We start from the raw sequence: 15,443 nt of genomic DNA, 5'->3' as shown, positions 1-15,443 counted from the left end.
TATCTTCGGGTTTTAATTTTTGTTTAGTTAAATTATGACTCTGTAGCAACACGTAGCCACTATCGCTATGGGAAGTAATTAAATAATAAAAGCCTCTTTGATAGGCCAGCTGTAACACACGCCCTTCACTGTGCAAGGAAAAATCATCACCAACAAGCCCCTTATCTTCGAGCATTCTGCTGAAGTTACTGAGAATAATAGCTAATTTATTAAGATAAAAATAAAATAAACGAGCACTTTATGCCAAGCTCCTTAATGACTTCATGGCTACTTTTGGCAGATGAAATTGCAGCTATCATTAATTGATATAACGCTCTGTTTTTATCTTGCGGCAAGGTGAAAACAGCATGGCAGTGGTTGCATTTTTTACGTTGTATTCCCGCAGAAGTGAAGCCATGCCGTATAGATTCTTGCCCTCCTCCAATAAAAAAGTTGTGGTTACAAATAGGGCAACCGCCTATTTTTCTGCTTAAATGAAAGTTAATTTTTTCATCTAAAGAACTTGCGACAAGCCAATTATTCACCCAAGGAGGATTACTGCCACAAACCTTACACTCAATGGATAAATAGCCTAAACGGCGACTTCTGTAGATGTAGTCGGGACTCGCTATAACGCCAAAGTTATTACAAGCTACCGTTTTACAGCTATTAAAATCTGTTCTAAATTTAATCAATAACTTGCTCCTAAAACACGCACCGCCACAACAACAGATTATGTTAATCAAAAGGAAATTACTGTAATAAATGAGCTTCTATCGATGCAGGTCACACTTTAGAGGCAAATTAATACATAAACTTCTTGGCGTTGGTCATCAAACAAAAAAATATAAATATTTAATACGCGCTAGACAATGATAATCATACGTTGTTGGCATAACGAAATAGGCAAAAATAGCGAATCCTGTTAATTAGATACGCTAGTTAACAGGCTCAACATCACTACACACAACGGAGTATAATAATGGAAATTGTAATGGGTTTAGTGGGAATTATGTCACTAATTATAATTGCGGTCATATTTTCAAGTAACAGAAAAGCGATAAATCTACGCACTGTCGGTGGTGCATTTTTAATACAAGCCATCATCCCTGCAATCATTATTTTTACAGATTCGGGTGCTGCTGTATTAGGTGGTATATCCGATGGAGTACAAGCTGTTATTAGTAGTGCTGATGCAGGTATCGGTTTCCTTTTCGGCGGACTTGTATCAGGCAAAATGTTTGAGGTCTTTGGTGGTGGCGGATTTGTATTTGCCTTTAGGGTCTTACCGATAATCATCTTCTTCGCATCACTGATGGCTGTACTTTACTATATCGGTGTCATGCAATTTATTATTAAAATTTTTGGTGGCGCACTACAAAAATTACTCGGTACGAGCCGTACCGAATCAATGTCCGCTGCGGCAAATGTCTTTGTTGGACAAACAGAAGCGCCATTGGTGGTTAAACCCTTTATTAAATCGATGACTCGTTTGAACTATTCGCTGTGATGTCTGGTGGGCTTGCATCTGTTGCTGGTGCGGTATTAGCGGGTTATGCATCATTAGGCGTTAGCCTTGAATACTTAATTGCCGCTTCCTTTATGGCGGCACCCGGTGGTTTGTTAATGGCTAAATTATTAGAGCCAGAAACGGGCACACCAAAAGATCAAATGGATCAATTAAATGTTGAAGAATTAACAGCCGATGCTGAAGCGCAACCTGTCAATATTATTGATGCAGCAGCTTCAGGTGCATCATCAGGATTACATTTAGCAATGAATGTTGGAGGCATGTTGATCGCGTTTATCGCATTAATCGCCTTAATCAATGCGATATTAGGTGCTGTTGGTGGCGCATTTGGTGTTGAAGCACTTACCCTACAACAGATTCTTGGTTACCTGTTTGCGCCGATTGCCTTTTTAATTGGGATCCCATGGTCAGAAGCAATACAAGCAGGCAGCTTATTAGGTCAAAAACTGGTGGTGAACGAGTTTGTTGCTTACATCGACTTTGTCTCAATCAAAGAAAGCTTAAGCGCACATTCACAGGTGATTATTACCGTTGCCCTATGTGGTTTTGCCAACTTATCTTCGATGGCGATTCTTCTTGGCGGTCTCGGCGTATTAGCCCCAAGTCGTCGTCCTGATATTGCACGTTTAGGGTTAAAAGCGGTACTCGCGGGTACATTATCTAACTTCATGAGCGCCTGCCTAGTTGGTATTTTCTATGCGCTAAGCGTCGCCTAATCTATAAACACTCTTCAGTGCTTGCGGCTTATTAATACATTAAGCGGTAAGCACCTTCAAATAAGGATCAAAACAATGAGCGATTTACAAAAAGCATCTATGGAAGGCATTAAATTGATGGATCTAACGACATTAAATGATGACGACACGGACCAAAAGGTAATGCAGTTGTGCGCAGATGCGCAAACTGCTGCAGGGTAGACACTGCTGCCGTATGTATTTATCCGCGTTTTATCCCAATTGCACGCAAAACATTAGCATTACAAAACACACCGCATATAAAAATAGCAACGGTCACTAATTTTCCTCATGGTAATGATGATTTAGAGATTGCTTTGGCCGAAACGCGCGCTGCAGTTGCCTATGGCGCAGATGACGGTAATGTTGTATTCCCGTATCGCGCGCTAATGGCTGGCAATAGTGAAATAGGAAAAGCCATTGTTACAGGTTGCCGCGAAATTTGTGGCGATAACGTCACACTAAAAGTGATTATCGAATCCGGTGAATTAAAAACAGCAGAACTCATTAAAAAAGCAAGTGATATTTGCATCGAGTCTGGTGCAGACTTTATCAAAACATCAACGGGTAAAGTCCCCGTCAACGCCACTATTGAAGCAACAGAAATAATGCTAAAAGCAATCAAAGAATCCGGTCGTGACGTCGGCTTCAAAGCCGCGGGTGGTGTTAAAGATGCACAAGCTGCACACGCTTATTTACAACTTGCCCGTTCGATTATGGGTGATGATTGGGTTAACCGCGATCACTTCCGCTTCGGTGCATCAAGTCTACTAATCAACCTCCTCTCTGAATTAAATTTAACCAATAAAAAAGCACAACCAGGAGCATACTAATGAAACGTACCATTATTTTATTACTCGACTCCTTTGGTATCGGCGCTAGCGCCGATGCAGACCAATTTATAGGTTCATTAGCCGATGGTACATCCTTTAACGATGCAGGTGCAAACACCCTCGGGCATATTGCTCAAGAGTGTGCAAAAGGCAACGCGAACATTGGTAGAAAAGGGCCTCTTAATCTACCTAATTTAAATAAATTAGGCATCGGTCGCGCCTGTTTTGATAGCTCATCTTATTTCCCTGAAGGACTAGATAATAGCGTTGAACCGATTGCAGCGTACGGTTTTGCGAAAGAGTTATCAACGGCTAAAGATACCTCAAGTGGACATTGGGAAATTACCGGTCACCCGGTCTTATTTGAATGGGGCTATTTTAAAAAGAAAGCGAATAGTTTTCCACAATCGCTACTCGATGAGATAGTAAAAAGAGCAGATTTACCCGGATACTTAGGGAATTGTCACTCCTCTGGTACAACTATTTTAGAAGAGTTGGGTGAAGAGCACCTTAAGACAGGTAAACCTATCTTTTACACCTCCGCAGACAGTGTTTTTCAAATTGCTTGTCATGAAGAGAGTTTTGGCTTAGAGCGACTTTATAAGCTTTGTGAAATCACCCGCGAACTGGTGGATGAATACCATATAGGCCGTGTTATCGCGCGTCCGTTTAGCGGTGATAAAAGTGATAATTTTGCTCGCACAGCCAATCGCCATGACTATTCCGTCACGCCACCAGCCGCAACCCTTTTAGATAAAATGAAGGATGCGGGCGGTTCAGTCGTAAGCATTGGAAAAATCTCAGATATTTTCGCAGCCCAAGGCATTACTAAAGCCGTTAAAGCGAATGGAATAGAAGGCTTATTTGATGCTAGTTTAGAGGCATTAAAAAATGCAAATGATCAAACGATAATCTTCACTAACTTCGTCAACTTTGATGCGGACTTTGGCCATCGTCGCAATACCGCAGGTTATGCCGCTGGCCTTGAATATTTTGACCAACGTTTACCTGAAATGTTGGCGTTAATGGAGGAAGGTGACCTATTAGTACTCACCGCAGATCACGGTTGTGATCCAACTTGGCATGGCACGGATCATACCCGTGAACATATCCCCGTTATTTTTTATGGCAAATCGATTAAAGCGGGCCCCGTTGGGCTACGAGAAACTTTTGCCGATATAGGTCAAACGATCGCCGAATATCATGGTTTACCTAAACTTCAATACGGCACAAACATCCAAGCATCTTTAAATAATTAAATACTGAATAAGTATAACTGGAGAAAAATAATGACTACACCACATATTAATGCCGTAGATGGCGCTTTCGCAGAAACTGTTTTAATGCCAGGCGATCCACTACGCGCAAAATATATCGCAGAAACCTTTCTTGAGAACCCTGTACAGGTCACCGATGTGCGTAACATGCTCGGTTTTACAGGAACCTACAAAGGTAAACGTGTTTCGGTAATGGGAAGTGGTATGGGGATCCCATCCTGCTCAATTTATGCCACAGAGTTAATTCGTGAATATGGCGTAAAAAATATTATCCGAGTTGGTAGCTGTGGGTCAGTGAATAAAGATATCAAAGTATTAGACGTTGTTATCGGCATGGGAGCATGCACCGATTCTAAAGTAAACAGAACCCGTTTTAATAATCATGATTTTGCTGCTATTGCTAGTTACGAACTCCTAGAAAAAGCCGTAAATTCGGCAAAAGCACACGGCATTAAAGCAAAGGTAGGCAACATTTATTCTGCAGATCTTTTCTACACGCCAGAAGACAACATTTTCGATGTGATGGAAAAATATAATATTTTAGGGGTCGAGATGGAAGCCGCTGGTTTATATGGTGTTGCCGCTGAATTTGGCGCGAATGCCCTCTGTATTTGCACTGTTTCTGACCATATTCGTACGGGTGAAAAAACCACCTCTGACGAGCGCCAAACTAGCTTTAATGAGATGATTCTAATTGCACTAGATTCAATTATCGCTGAATAAAAAAGAGACAACACTCGCTAATAGTTGCTATGCAGTGTCACTCATCATTCAACTTATCTAATAAAAATAACAACTTCAGCTAGAAGTTGTGCACATAAGACAACAGGGAATTACTATGAAAAAATCATTATTAGCCTTAACGACCATGGCACTCACCTCAACCGCCTTCGCTGCAGATTATAGCGATGGTGATACCCATAAAAACGATTATAAATGGATGCAAGGCAATTTAATGTATGCCGTTGATGAGCTGCCGGGCAAATCGAGCCATGACTATTTAGAACTTGAGTTTGGTGGTCGAGCAGGGATTTTAGATTATTACGGCTATATCGACGTGTTTAACTTAACGAGCAGCTCTAGCTCAGATAAAAGTGACGACTCGAAAATGTTCATGAAGTTTGCGCCACGTATCTCCTTAGATGGCTTAACGGGTAAAGATCTCTCCTTTGGCCCAGTTCAGGAGCTTTATTTTGCCACTTTATTTAACTGGGGTGGTGGCTGTAGCGGCTCACAAAGTGATGTAGGTTGTGAAGGTGGCCAAGATGTAAACAACTCATTCTGGGGGATTGGCTCAGACATTATGGTGCCATGGTTCGGTAAAGTTGGCTTTAATGTCTATGGACTTTACGATCTCAATGAAAAAAAATGGGATGGCTACCAAGTATCAACAAACTGGTTCAAACCCTTCATGTTCTTTGATAATGGTTCATTTATCGCTTACCAAGGTTACATCGATTATCAGTTCGGTGTGGACGATAAGCCATCTGAACTTAAATCAACAAACGGTGGCGCAATGTTCAATGGTATCTACTGGCATTCAGACCGCTATGCAATTGGCTACGGTCTAAAAGCATATAAAGATGTTTATGCACTGAAAGATGGCGGTTGGGCAGGCGATACAACAGGCTTCGCTCACTATTTTGCATTGACCTACAAGTTCTAAATATAACTAGAACTCACTGCCGTGGTAATGATACTGCGGCATTTCCATGTGCCATTACTTAAATGCTTATAAGCTCTCTGATGCGCTTTTAAGTAATTGCATTAACCCCGTTAATCTTTCATTACGAAGAATAGCCATTGCACAATGGCATCAATAAGGATGGTAAAATGATACTGCTTCCTCAAGAAATTATTCGCAATAAACGCGATGGCAAAGCCTTAAGTAAACAGGAGATAAACTCTTTTATTCAAGGCATCATCAATAATAAGGTTAGTGACAGTCAAATAGCCGCATTTGCGATGGCCATCTATTTTCAAGATATGAACATGGAAGAACGTGTTGCTTTAGTCTCGGCCATGCGTGATTCAGGGCAAGTGCTTAACTGGAAGTCCTTAAACTTAAATGGTCCGATTGTTGACAAACATTCAACGGGTGGGGTCGGTGATGTGACATCATTAATGCTCGGCCCAATGGTTGCGGCATGTGGTGGTTACGTACCGATGATATCTGGTCGAGGATTAGGCCACACGGGTGGTACATTGGATAAACTTGATGCTATTCAAGGCTACCAAACCGAAGTCAGTAGTGATCTTTTTCGTCAAGTCGTTAAAGATGTTGGTGTGGCAATCATTGCCCAGTCTGGCGATTTAGCACCAGCTGATAAAACCTTCTATTCTGTGCGCGATGTAACGGCAACGGTCGAATCTATCCCCTTGATCACCGCCTCTATTTTATCTAAAAAATTAGCAGCAGGACTCGAAGCATTAGTCATGGATGTCAAAGTCGGCAGTGGTGCATTTATGCCCACCTATGAGGCATCCGAAGAGTTAGCTAAAAGTATTGTGGCAGTGGCAAATGGAGCCGGGTGTAAAACCGCCGCCCTACTTACCAACATGAATCAGGTTTTAGCCAGCAGCGCAGGTAATGCCGTTGAAGTGCGCGAAGCAGTGCGATTTTTAACGGGTGAGTATGTCAACCCACGCCTCCATCAAGTAACCATGGCATCTTGTATCGAAATGTTACTCGCCAGTGGCCTAGCAAGTGATGAACAAGAAGCTCGAAATCGTTTACAGACAGTACTCGATAACGGTAGCGCCGCCGAGGTTTTTGGCAAAATGGTTAGTGCATTAGGAGGGGCGACTGACTTTGTTGAAAACTATGATAATTATTTAGCGACACCTGAAATCATTCGTCCAGTCTACGCCACACAAGCGGGATTTGTAAATGCAATGGACACGCGTGCGATTGGTATGACCGTTGTTGCCATGGGTGGAGGAAGACGCATAGCTAGCGATAAACTGGATTATGCGGTGGGTTTCTCAGACTTTGTTTCATTAGGTGATGCTGTCACAAAGGAAACACCATTGGCAATGGTGCATGCTCGCAATGAAACGCAATTTATGGAAGCACAACGAGCCATTCAAAACGCCATTATTTGCACTGATAAGCAACCAGCAAAAGAGCAACAAGTTTATCAATGTATTCGTTTAAACGATATTAAATGATTTTACAAATATAGACGTTATAGGATAAGAAAATGGAATTTAATTGGGTCGAATGGTTTGGTTATTTCGCATCATTAATTGTATTGATCTCGTTGACCATGAGCTCAATTATCAAACTACGTGTACTTAACCTTATTGGTTGTTTGCTGTTTGCTAGCTTCGCATATTTTATTGATTCAGTGCCAACCATGTTTATGAATTTAAGTATCGTTTGTATTAATTTTTATTATTTATACCAAATGTATAGCCACAAAGAAGAGTTTAAAATTATTTCAGCCTCGCTTGATTCTGAATACTTTGACCATTTTATTACTGTAAATAAACAGGAGATTGAAAAAAACACCTCAATTGAAAATCTAAAGAAAGTAGAACAAGCCTTTTACATGCTACGTAATAATAATACAGCGGGCGTATTGGCAGGTAATATTGAACGGGACGGGATTTTTACCATCGTACTTGACTATGTCACACCACAATACCGTGACTTCAAACTTGGTAGCTATTATTTTAAAAAGTACCCAGCTTTTCTTAAAGAGAAAGGGATCAATACATTACAAGCATTTGCTAATAGCAAAGAGCATCATAACTACCTGCAAAAGATGGGATTTTTACCATCAACTCGGAATAACAATATCTATTTAAAACAACTTTAAGGCGAACAATATCATGAACTATTTCAATCAATTACATGAGCTGCTTGATTGTGCATCTGCGCCCTATTCAGGTTTTCACGTAGCTGCAATCGTCGTTACGTATGACAATAAAATATATAAGGGGGTGAATGTCGAATCAGCCGCCTACCCCACCACTAATTGTGCCGAACGTAATGCTTTGCAAACCGCCGTGACTGAAGGCGCTAAAATAGGTGATATTAAAGAGGTACATATCCTCGCACGCAATGCCAAACAGGAGCTGGTTCAAGCTTACCCCTGTGGCTCATGTCGTCAAGTCATTGCAGAGCAGTCAGCGAATAATGGCATAGTTTATTGCTACGCATCTGCAACAGAATTCGCTCAACATAGCATCGCAGAATTATTACCGCACGCCTTCCTCGGTGCGGAAATGTAACTACAATCATAAATAATCTCTTTTGAGGAGTTTGAAAATGTCTGATGTATTTCATTTAGGGTTAACGAAAAGCATGTTAGACGGTGCAACTTTAGCCATTGTACCGGGTGATCCTGAACGCGTTAAAAAAATTGCCGAATTAATGGAAGGGGCCACTTTTTTAGCCTCTCACCGAGAGTATACAAGTTATCTTGCTTATATTGACAAGCGTGCGGTAGTGGTCTGTTCAACGGGTATCGGCGGGCCTTCCACTTCGATCGCCGTCGAAGAGTTAGCTCAATTAGGTGTGACCACCTTTTTACGTATCGGGACAACGGGCTCTATTCAACCCCATGTTAAAGTCGGGGATGTGATCGTCACACAAGCATCGGTTCGCCTTGATGGTGCAAGCTTACACTTTGCACCGATGGAGTTTCCTGCCGTTGCTGATTTTAGCGCAACGACGGCCATGGTCGCTGCCTGCCGTGATGCTGGTGTCGAACCGCATGTTGGTATTACCGCCTCATCGGATACCTTTTACCCAGGTCAAGAACGTTACGACACTGTCTCTGGGCGAGTCACGCGCCGTTTTAAAGGGTCAATGCAAGAGTGGCAAGAGTTAGGTGTGCTTAACTATGAGATGGAATCTGCAACGCTGTTTACCATGTGCGCTTCACAGGGCTGGCGCGCAGCCTGTGTAGCGGGTGTTATCGTCAACAGGACTGAACAAGAGATTCCCAACGAAGCGACGATGAAAAGCACTGAAAGTAATGCAATTTCAATCGTTGTGGCAGCGGCTAAAAAGCTACTTGCCTAATATTGCTAAAAGCAGAGCCATGATCATAAGAAACCTCTGCGGAGGTTTTTTTATTTCTGTCGAAAAAAACAAAACAAGCTACAATAGCCTTTCAATTTATAATCAAGTACGCAACAAAATATTATGAGCGAAGCAATCATTTGCCGTGTTGCACTGGCAATTCCACTACATAAACAGTTCGATTACCTGCTACCGAGTTATCTCATTAGTGCCACAGCACTGGCTGATATAAATAACTTAGTGGGTTGTCGTGTACGTGTTCCTTTTGGTGGAAAACGACAAATGATTGGTGTGATTTACGAAGTCAATCCTGAATGCGACTACGCACTAAATAAGTTAAAAAAAATAACACAATTAATTGACCCAACCCCACTGCTTAATGACTCCCTATGGTCACTATTAAAATGGGCTGCCTACTATTATCAACACCCCTTTGGCGATGTTTTCCAACAGGCCATTCCAACCCCATTGCGAGAGGGTCAAGAAACCTTGTTTAAAGGTTGTGAACATTGGCAACTAAGTGAGACTCCTTTTCAACTTGACCAATTTAATAGCGCTAAAAAACAGCAACAGGTATTGGCATTATTACAAAAAAACAGTTGCCCCATCTCCACAGATCAATTAAAAAGTAAAAATATCAGTCGCACAACACTCAAAGCTTTACAGCAAAAATCCCTTATCGAACCCATTGAATTGCAACCTATTTCTCATTTCAACTGGCAAGAGAATGTTATAGAAAATAGTGAAAAACCACACTTAACAACAGAACAAGCCATTGCAATTACAACGATTAATGAGCAAATAAATTATTTTAACTGTTTTTTGTTAGAGGGGATCACGGGCAGTGGAAAAACAGAAGTTTACCTCAATATAATCAAACCGATCCTACAATCGGGTAAACAAGCATTAGTTATCGTACCTGAAATAGGGCTTACACCCCAAACCATCGAACGCTTTCAGAGTCGTTTTAACGTGCCCGTCTATGTTAAACATTCCGCTTTAAATGCGCGTCAACAATTCGATACATGGCTGCATGCAAGACAGGGGAGTGGTGCAATTATTATTGGTACACGCAGTGCTATTTTCAGTGATTTTAAAGACCTTGGTTTAATCATTATTGATGAAGAGCATGACGCATCCTTCAAACAACAGGATGGTTTCCGCTACCATGCGCGAGATTTTGCCATTAAACGCGCCTTTCAGGAAAATATCCCAATCATACTCGGCTCTGCAACGCCATCGTTAGAGACACTGCATAATGCGCTACAGGGAAAATACCAACACCTTCATTTAACTCATCGCACTGGCAAAGCCAAACCGCCCAGTAGCAGTTTAATTAACCTCGCAGGTTTACCACTGAAGTCAGGATTGTCACCGCAGCTCATTGAGCTGATGAAACTGCACCTAGAAAAAAACAATCAGGTTATTCTATTTTTAAATCGTCGCGGTTTTGCCCCCGTATTAATGTGCCATGAGTGCGGCTGGCTAGTAAAATGTCAACGCTGTGACGCTTTTTATACCTACCATAAATCCGCGAACTATTTACACTGCCACCATTGTAGCGCCACCTTACCAGTCCCGCGGCAGTGTGGACATTGTGGATCAACACAGCTGATCACAACGGGTGTCGGAACAGAGCAGTTAGAGGAAACCTTAAAAACACTTTTCCCCAACTATCCGACGATACGCATTGACCGAGATAATACGCGTAAAAAAGAGAGTTTTAATACCTATATCAAGGATATTAATGAAGGAAAATATAAAATTTTATTAGGTACGCAAATGCTCGCTAAGGGGCACCACTTTGCCGATGTCACCTTAGTTGCGTTAATTGATGTCGATGGTGCACTTTTTAGCAATGATTATCGCGCCAGTGAACGTTTAGCACAATTATTTACACAAGTGGCAGGTCGTGCTGGGCGAGAAAGTAAAAAGGGGCAAGTGTTCTTACAAACCCATCACCCTGAGCATAGTTTATTACAGGATCTTATTAATAATGGTTATCTCGATTTTTCACGCAGTGCGCTGCAGGAACGAAGCTCGCACATCTACCGCCCACAACTTTTCAAGCATTACTTCGATCTGAATCGAGTAATGCGACCTTAGCTGAAAATTTTTTAGGGTTATGTAAACAGATACTTAATAAGATAGCGACGGACAATCAAAATAGTGAACGACTACTGATATTAGGGCCAATACCCGCGACAATGGAAAGGCGTGCAGATAAATTTCGTTTTCAACTACTACTACAGTGTGAACAACGACAACTGATTACGCAAACGCTACAGCAGGCGCTCACTGCCTTGGATGCCATTCCCGAGGGGCGCAAGTTACGTTGGTCTATCGATGTTGATCCCATTGATTTCACTTAATAAAAATGGTGGTCTATGGACCACCATTGATAACAATCATTGCAATGCCATCGGCTGTTATAAACGCCTTACATCGGAAACTTCTTTTAATGTTTTGAGTTTATTGATAATTTTATCAATACCTTCACTATTATGAATTTCTAAATTAAGATCAACCATCGCCGTTTGCGTTTTAATATTGGTCATACTATTTACGCCCAAAACATTAATCTTTTCATTAGAAAGCAAGGTGGTAATGTCTTTTAATAAACCATTTCGGTCCATCGCTTCAATGCGCAATGTCAACGCGTAACCCGATGAATTAATTTCCCCCCAAGAAGCTTCAATGATACGCTCAGGATGCGCTTCTCGTAGATCAGCTAATTGCTCACAGGATTGGCGATGCACAGAAACGCCCCGCCCCTGAGTAATATAACCAGAAATAGGTTCACCAGGGATAGGTTGGCAACAACGTGCAATGGTGTGCATTAAATTACGCTCACCATCAATAATAACATTATTACCCATTGCTTTAGGCACAAAGCTGCTACGGTTTTTAGTTAATTCTGCTAACGCAGCTTGATCTTGTTCTTCTAATGTTTTTTGATGATGGTAACTATCTAAAAAATTTACCAACTGATTAATGCGTAAATCACCATTGCCGACTCCGGCAAAAATATCATCATCACTACTGACATTAAAACGTTTAATAGCAGGCGAGATATCGGTTAGTTTTAATTTAACTTTACCCAGCTCATTTTCTAGAATTTCGCGTCCGGCGATAATATTCTTATCACGATCCTGTTTTCTAAACCAAGTGGCAACCTTATGCCGCGCACGAGGTGCATTGATGTAGCCTAAATTAGGGTTCAGCCAATCACGACTAGGATTAGCCTCTTTTTGGGTGAGAATTTCAACCTGATCACCGGTTTTTAATTGGTAAGTAAAGGGAACTATATGATTAGAAATTTTTGCACCGATACAGCGGTGACCTATCTGGCTATGAATGTAATAAGCAAAATCGAGCGGTGTTGATCCCGCAGGAAAATCGATCACTTCCCCTTTAGGAGTAAAGACATAAACACGATCATCAAACACTTGGCTACGAATTTCATCAACCAAATCATCGCTATCATTAATATCATCTTGCCATGCTAATATTTTGCGTAACCAAGCGATTTTCTCTTCGTAACCGTTAGCAGCCTTTCCGCCTGCACTGCCCTCTTTATATTTCCAATGCGCAGCGACGCCAAGTTCTGAATTTTCATGCATTTGTTGAGTACGAATTTGTACTTCAACCGCCTTCCCTTCTGGCCCTAAAACAACGGTGTGAATAGACTGATAACCGTTAGGTTTGGGGTTCGCGATATAGTCATCAAATTCACTGGGTATATGGTGCCATTGCGTGTGAATCGCACCTAATGCCGCGTAGCAGTCCTGTAGTTTTTCCACGACGACCCGTACCGCTCGTACATCATAAAGATCTTCAAAGCGCAGATCTTTTTTCTGCATTTTCCGATAAATACTATAGATATGTTTTGGTCTTCCGTAGGCGCTACCGTTGACTTGCATCTCTTGCAGTGATTTTTGAATATTAGCAACAAATTCTTCAATATAGTTCTCGCGCACAATACGTTTTTCATCGAGCTGCTTGGCTATTTTCTTATAGGTATGAGGCTGTAAAAAACTAAAGGCAAGATCCTCTAATTCCCACTTTAATTGACCAATACCCAGCCGATTGGCCAGGGGGGCATAAATAGAGGAAATTTCTTGTGCAACGGAAACTTGGGTCTCTTGATCGGCTTCTTTTAACTGCCGTAAATAACAGATACGTTCGGCAAGCTTAATGACCACGGCACGTACATCATCAACCATCGCCAGCAGCATGTGGCGCAAATTATCAACCTGTGTATCGCTGCTTTTTATGCCGCCTTTATTTTGTAGTGCACGAATACCTTCCATATCCGTAGCGCCTTTAACCAATTTAGCTATGCGCTTAGCCCACAGTTCATCGACCTGTTCTTGGGTTAAAACGTTTTGGTCGAGCAAAGGGAAAATTAATGCAGCATTGAGCGTATCCATGTCCATATTTAATGTTACAAGGATTTCGACCAACTCACTCCCCAATTCAAGAAGAGGCAACTGATTTGCCTCGGCACATAACGCGATGATTTTGTTATAATTATCGAGTAAATTTTTCTGATCCGTTGCGCTTAAACCTAGTGTACTACACCATTTTTGCGGATCTTTCTGCGCAGTTTGATGAAAATGTGCATCTCTAACTGAAACCATTGAATGAAACTCCAAAATATTTTGTGACAAACAAAATCATAATCAATGCGCATAAATGAAAATAATTACTTAAGAAACAATGCCATTGATTCCACATGTTTTGTTTGTGGGAACATATCAATTAAACCTAATTTAGCTAACTTATAACCTTTTTCAAGTAATATTTGACTATCTCTGGCCAATGTTAACGGATCACAGGAAACATAAACAATATGAGTAGGCTTTTTCGCTGCAATAAAGGCCATACAATCCTGCGCACCTGCACGGGCTGGATCAAGTAATATTTTATTAAAATCAAGTGGCGACCAGGGCTGTTTTTTCAAGTTATCTGCGCTTAAATCCGCTTGATAAAATTCACTATTATCAATGTCATTTAATTGGGCATTAAACCTAGCCCGATCAACCATTTTTTGCACACCTTCGACACCCACCACACGCGCCACTTTTTGAGCCATTGGCAAGGTAAAATTACCCAATCCACAGAACAGATCTAAAACCACATCTTGCGCTTCAAGTTGTAACCACTGCAATGCCTGTGTAACCATTTTTTGGTTAATTTTAGCATTGACTTGTAAAAAATCCGTTACCGCAAAACTAAGGGATAATTGACCTTCATCAAGCTGATAAGTGAGTTTTTCTTGCCCAACTAAACAAACAACTTGGCGTGTCGAACCTTGACTAAAAAAGTTAATCTGATGGTCTGTTGCAAAGGCCTTTATCGCTGCAACATCTGCATCGGATAAGTTTTTCATATGGCGTAAAAGTACCACGACGCCTTGATCAGAATAGATCAATTCAACATGCCCTAAATCGGCCTTCCCCTGCAAATTGGCTAATAGGTTTTTAAGCGGTTGAATGAATAACGCTAACTCGGAACCAATACTGGACATACACGTTGCTCAATTAAATCATTGCTTGCACTACGGCGAAAACCCATTTTTAATTTTTTGCTTTTATTATCAAATTGCACGCCAAAACGAGCGGTTCTTCGATATCCCCAAGCATCATCAATAATAGGTTGCGCCAGTTGTAACGGCTGATGTTTAGCAAAACGTTTGAACAACGATTGCAAACCTTCCAGTTTAATCGCAATTTGATTATCTTGTGCGAGATGCTGCAATTGGCAACCGCCGCACTCTTCGTAGTGTGGGCAGGTTGGCGCAACGCGCATGACACTAGCTCGGTTAACTTTTTTTATCACCCCAGTGCTATAATTTTTTTTATTTTCAACAATCTGGATATCAAGGGATTCACCAACTAGCCCACCTTCAATAAAGAGAGGACTATTTTTAAAATAGGCGATACCACGACCTTGATGATCAACTTTTTCGACATGCACATCTTTAATAATGTGGTTTTTTGCACTATTTGTGCGCTTTGCTTTAAAGAACTGGGCCATAAATGATTCACA

At 41.3% G+C, this 15,443-nt stretch carries 12 protein-coding genes and 3 pseudogenes; 11 read left to right on the top strand and 4 right to left on the bottom strand.

The features are described from left to right. Positions 1 to 209: 209 nt before the first annotated feature. Positions 210 to 674: a hypothetical protein gene (locus AB1A03_RS15365; protein WP_354625486.1), complete on the bottom strand. Its 465-nt coding sequence runs from the start codon at positions 672 to 674 to the stop codon at positions 210 to 212. Positions 675 to 961: 287 nt separating this feature from the next. Between AB1A03_RS15365 and AB1A03_RS15360 the strand changes: the two are divergent. From AB1A03_RS15360 to AB1A03_RS15310, 11 genes and pseudogenes are all read left to right on the top strand, one after another. Next, a pseudogene (locus AB1A03_RS15360) lies at positions 962 to 2,226 on the top strand (NupC/NupG family nucleoside CNT transporter). A 75-nt stretch (positions 2,227 to 2,301) separates the two neighbouring features. Next, a pseudogene (gene deoC / locus AB1A03_RS15355) lies at positions 2,302 to 3,077 on the top strand (deoxyribose-phosphate aldolase). Then, the gene (locus tag AB1A03_RS15350) at positions 3,077 to 4,336 is read left to right on the top strand and encodes a phosphopentomutase (protein ID WP_354625485.1); all 1,260 of its coding nucleotides are present in this window, start codon (positions 3,077 to 3,079) and stop codon (positions 4,334 to 4,336) included. Before deoC ends, AB1A03_RS15350 begins: the two are co-directional and overlap by 1 nt. Positions 4,337 to 4,366: 30 nt before the next feature. Next, complete coding sequence (gene deoD, locus AB1A03_RS15345; RefSeq protein ID WP_354625484.1) at positions 4,367 to 5,077, top strand: purine-nucleoside phosphorylase; 711 nt, start codon at positions 4,367 to 4,369, stop codon at positions 5,075 to 5,077. 115 nt (positions 5,078 to 5,192) lie between these two features. Continuing rightward, positions 5,193 to 6,020 (top strand): nucleoside-specific channel-forming Tsx family protein, encoded by an 828-nt coding sequence (locus AB1A03_RS15340; RefSeq protein WP_354625483.1) that lies wholly within the window; start codon positions 5,193 to 5,195, stop codon positions 6,018 to 6,020. A gap of 170 nt (positions 6,021 to 6,190) precedes the next feature. Continuing rightward, on the top strand, positions 6,191 to 7,525 hold the full coding sequence (gene deoA, locus AB1A03_RS15335; protein WP_354625493.1) for a thymidine phosphorylase: 1,335 nt from the start codon (positions 6,191 to 6,193) through the stop codon (positions 7,523 to 7,525). A 32-nt stretch (positions 7,526 to 7,557) separates the two neighbouring features. Next, positions 7,558 to 8,178: a hypothetical protein gene (locus AB1A03_RS15330; RefSeq protein WP_354625482.1), complete on the top strand. Its 621-nt coding sequence runs from the start codon at positions 7,558 to 7,560 to the stop codon at positions 8,176 to 8,178. Between the two features lie 13 nt (positions 8,179 to 8,191). Beyond that, complete coding sequence (locus tag AB1A03_RS15325; protein WP_354625481.1) at positions 8,192 to 8,593, top strand: cytidine deaminase; 402 nt, start codon at positions 8,192 to 8,194, stop codon at positions 8,591 to 8,593. A 37-nt stretch (positions 8,594 to 8,630) separates the two neighbouring features. After that, positions 8,631 to 9,389 carry a uridine phosphorylase gene (gene udp / locus AB1A03_RS15320; RefSeq protein WP_354625480.1) on the top strand — a complete coding sequence of 253 codons (759 nt, stop codon included), beginning with the start codon at positions 8,631 to 8,633 and terminating at the stop codon, positions 9,387 to 9,389. A 123-nt stretch (positions 9,390 to 9,512) separates the two neighbouring features. Beyond that, the gene (priA, locus tag AB1A03_RS15315; protein ID WP_354625479.1) at positions 9,513 to 11,495 is read left to right on the top strand and encodes a primosomal protein N'; all 1,983 of its coding nucleotides are present in this window, start codon (positions 9,513 to 9,515) and stop codon (positions 11,493 to 11,495) included. Next, positions 11,489 to 11,761 (top strand): annotated as a pseudogene (locus AB1A03_RS15310) (primosomal protein N'); the annotation flags it as partial. The gene priA and the pseudogene AB1A03_RS15310, both read left to right, overlap by 7 nt. A gap of 57 nt (positions 11,762 to 11,818) precedes the next feature. Here AB1A03_RS15310 and relA read toward each other — a convergent pair. From relA to AB1A03_RS15295, 3 genes are all read right to left on the bottom strand, one after another. Beyond that, positions 11,819 to 14,032 carry a GTP diphosphokinase gene (gene relA / locus AB1A03_RS15305; protein WP_354625478.1) on the bottom strand — a complete coding sequence of 738 codons (2,214 nt, stop codon included), beginning with the start codon at positions 14,030 to 14,032 and terminating at the stop codon, positions 11,819 to 11,821. Positions 14,033 to 14,097: 65 nt separating this feature from the next. Beyond that, positions 14,098 to 14,922, bottom strand: coding sequence for a 23S rRNA (uracil(1939)-C(5))-methyltransferase RlmD (rlmD, locus tag AB1A03_RS15300; protein ID WP_354625477.1), 825 nt, complete (start codon positions 14,920 to 14,922; stop codon positions 14,098 to 14,100). Continuing rightward, positions 14,898 to 15,431: a TRAM domain-containing protein gene (locus AB1A03_RS15295; RefSeq protein WP_354625476.1), complete on the bottom strand. Its 534-nt coding sequence runs from the start codon at positions 15,429 to 15,431 to the stop codon at positions 14,898 to 14,900. Before AB1A03_RS15295 ends, rlmD begins: the two co-directional genes overlap by 25 nt. Positions 15,432 to 15,443: the final 12 nt, after the last annotated feature.

It is taken from the genome of Psychromonas sp. MME2 (genome assembly GCF_040566515.1).
Taxonomy (GTDB): domain Bacteria; phylum Pseudomonadota; class Gammaproteobacteria; order Enterobacterales; family Psychromonadaceae; genus Psychromonas.
This window is presented reverse-complemented; position numbering and strand designations above follow the sequence as displayed.

What these genes read in the sequence shown, in the direction of transcription:
- AB1A03_RS15325 (WP_354625481.1), top strand. Translation starts at nt 8,192, where the DNA reads ATGAACTATTTCAATCAATTACATGAGCTGCTTGATTGTGCATCTGCG.
- udp (WP_354625480.1), top strand. Translation starts at nt 8,631, where the DNA reads ATGTCTGATGTATTTCATTTAGGGTTAACGAAAAGCATGTTAGACGGT.
- AB1A03_RS15330 (WP_354625482.1), top strand. Translation starts at nt 7,558, where the DNA reads ATGGAATTTAATTGGGTCGAATGGTTTGGTTATTTCGCATCATTAATT.
- rlmD (WP_354625477.1), bottom strand. Translation starts at nt 14,922, where the DNA reads ATGTCCAGTATTGGTTCCGAGTTAGCGTTATTCATTCAACCGCTTAAA.
- relA (WP_354625478.1), bottom strand. Translation starts at nt 14,032, where the DNA reads ATGGTTTCAGTTAGAGATGCACATTTTCATCAAACTGCGCAGAAAGAT.
- AB1A03_RS15295 (WP_354625476.1), bottom strand. Translation starts at nt 15,431, where the DNA reads ATGGCCCAGTTCTTTAAAGCAAAGCGCACAAATAGTGCAAAAAACCAC.
- AB1A03_RS15340 (WP_354625483.1), top strand. Translation starts at nt 5,193, where the DNA reads ATGAAAAAATCATTATTAGCCTTAACGACCATGGCACTCACCTCAACC.
- priA (WP_354625479.1), top strand. Translation starts at nt 9,513, where the DNA reads ATGAGCGAAGCAATCATTTGCCGTGTTGCACTGGCAATTCCACTACAT.
- AB1A03_RS15350 (WP_354625485.1), top strand. Translation starts at nt 3,077, where the DNA reads ATGAAACGTACCATTATTTTATTACTCGACTCCTTTGGTATCGGCGCT.
- deoD (WP_354625484.1), top strand. Translation starts at nt 4,367, where the DNA reads ATGACTACACCACATATTAATGCCGTAGATGGCGCTTTCGCAGAAACT.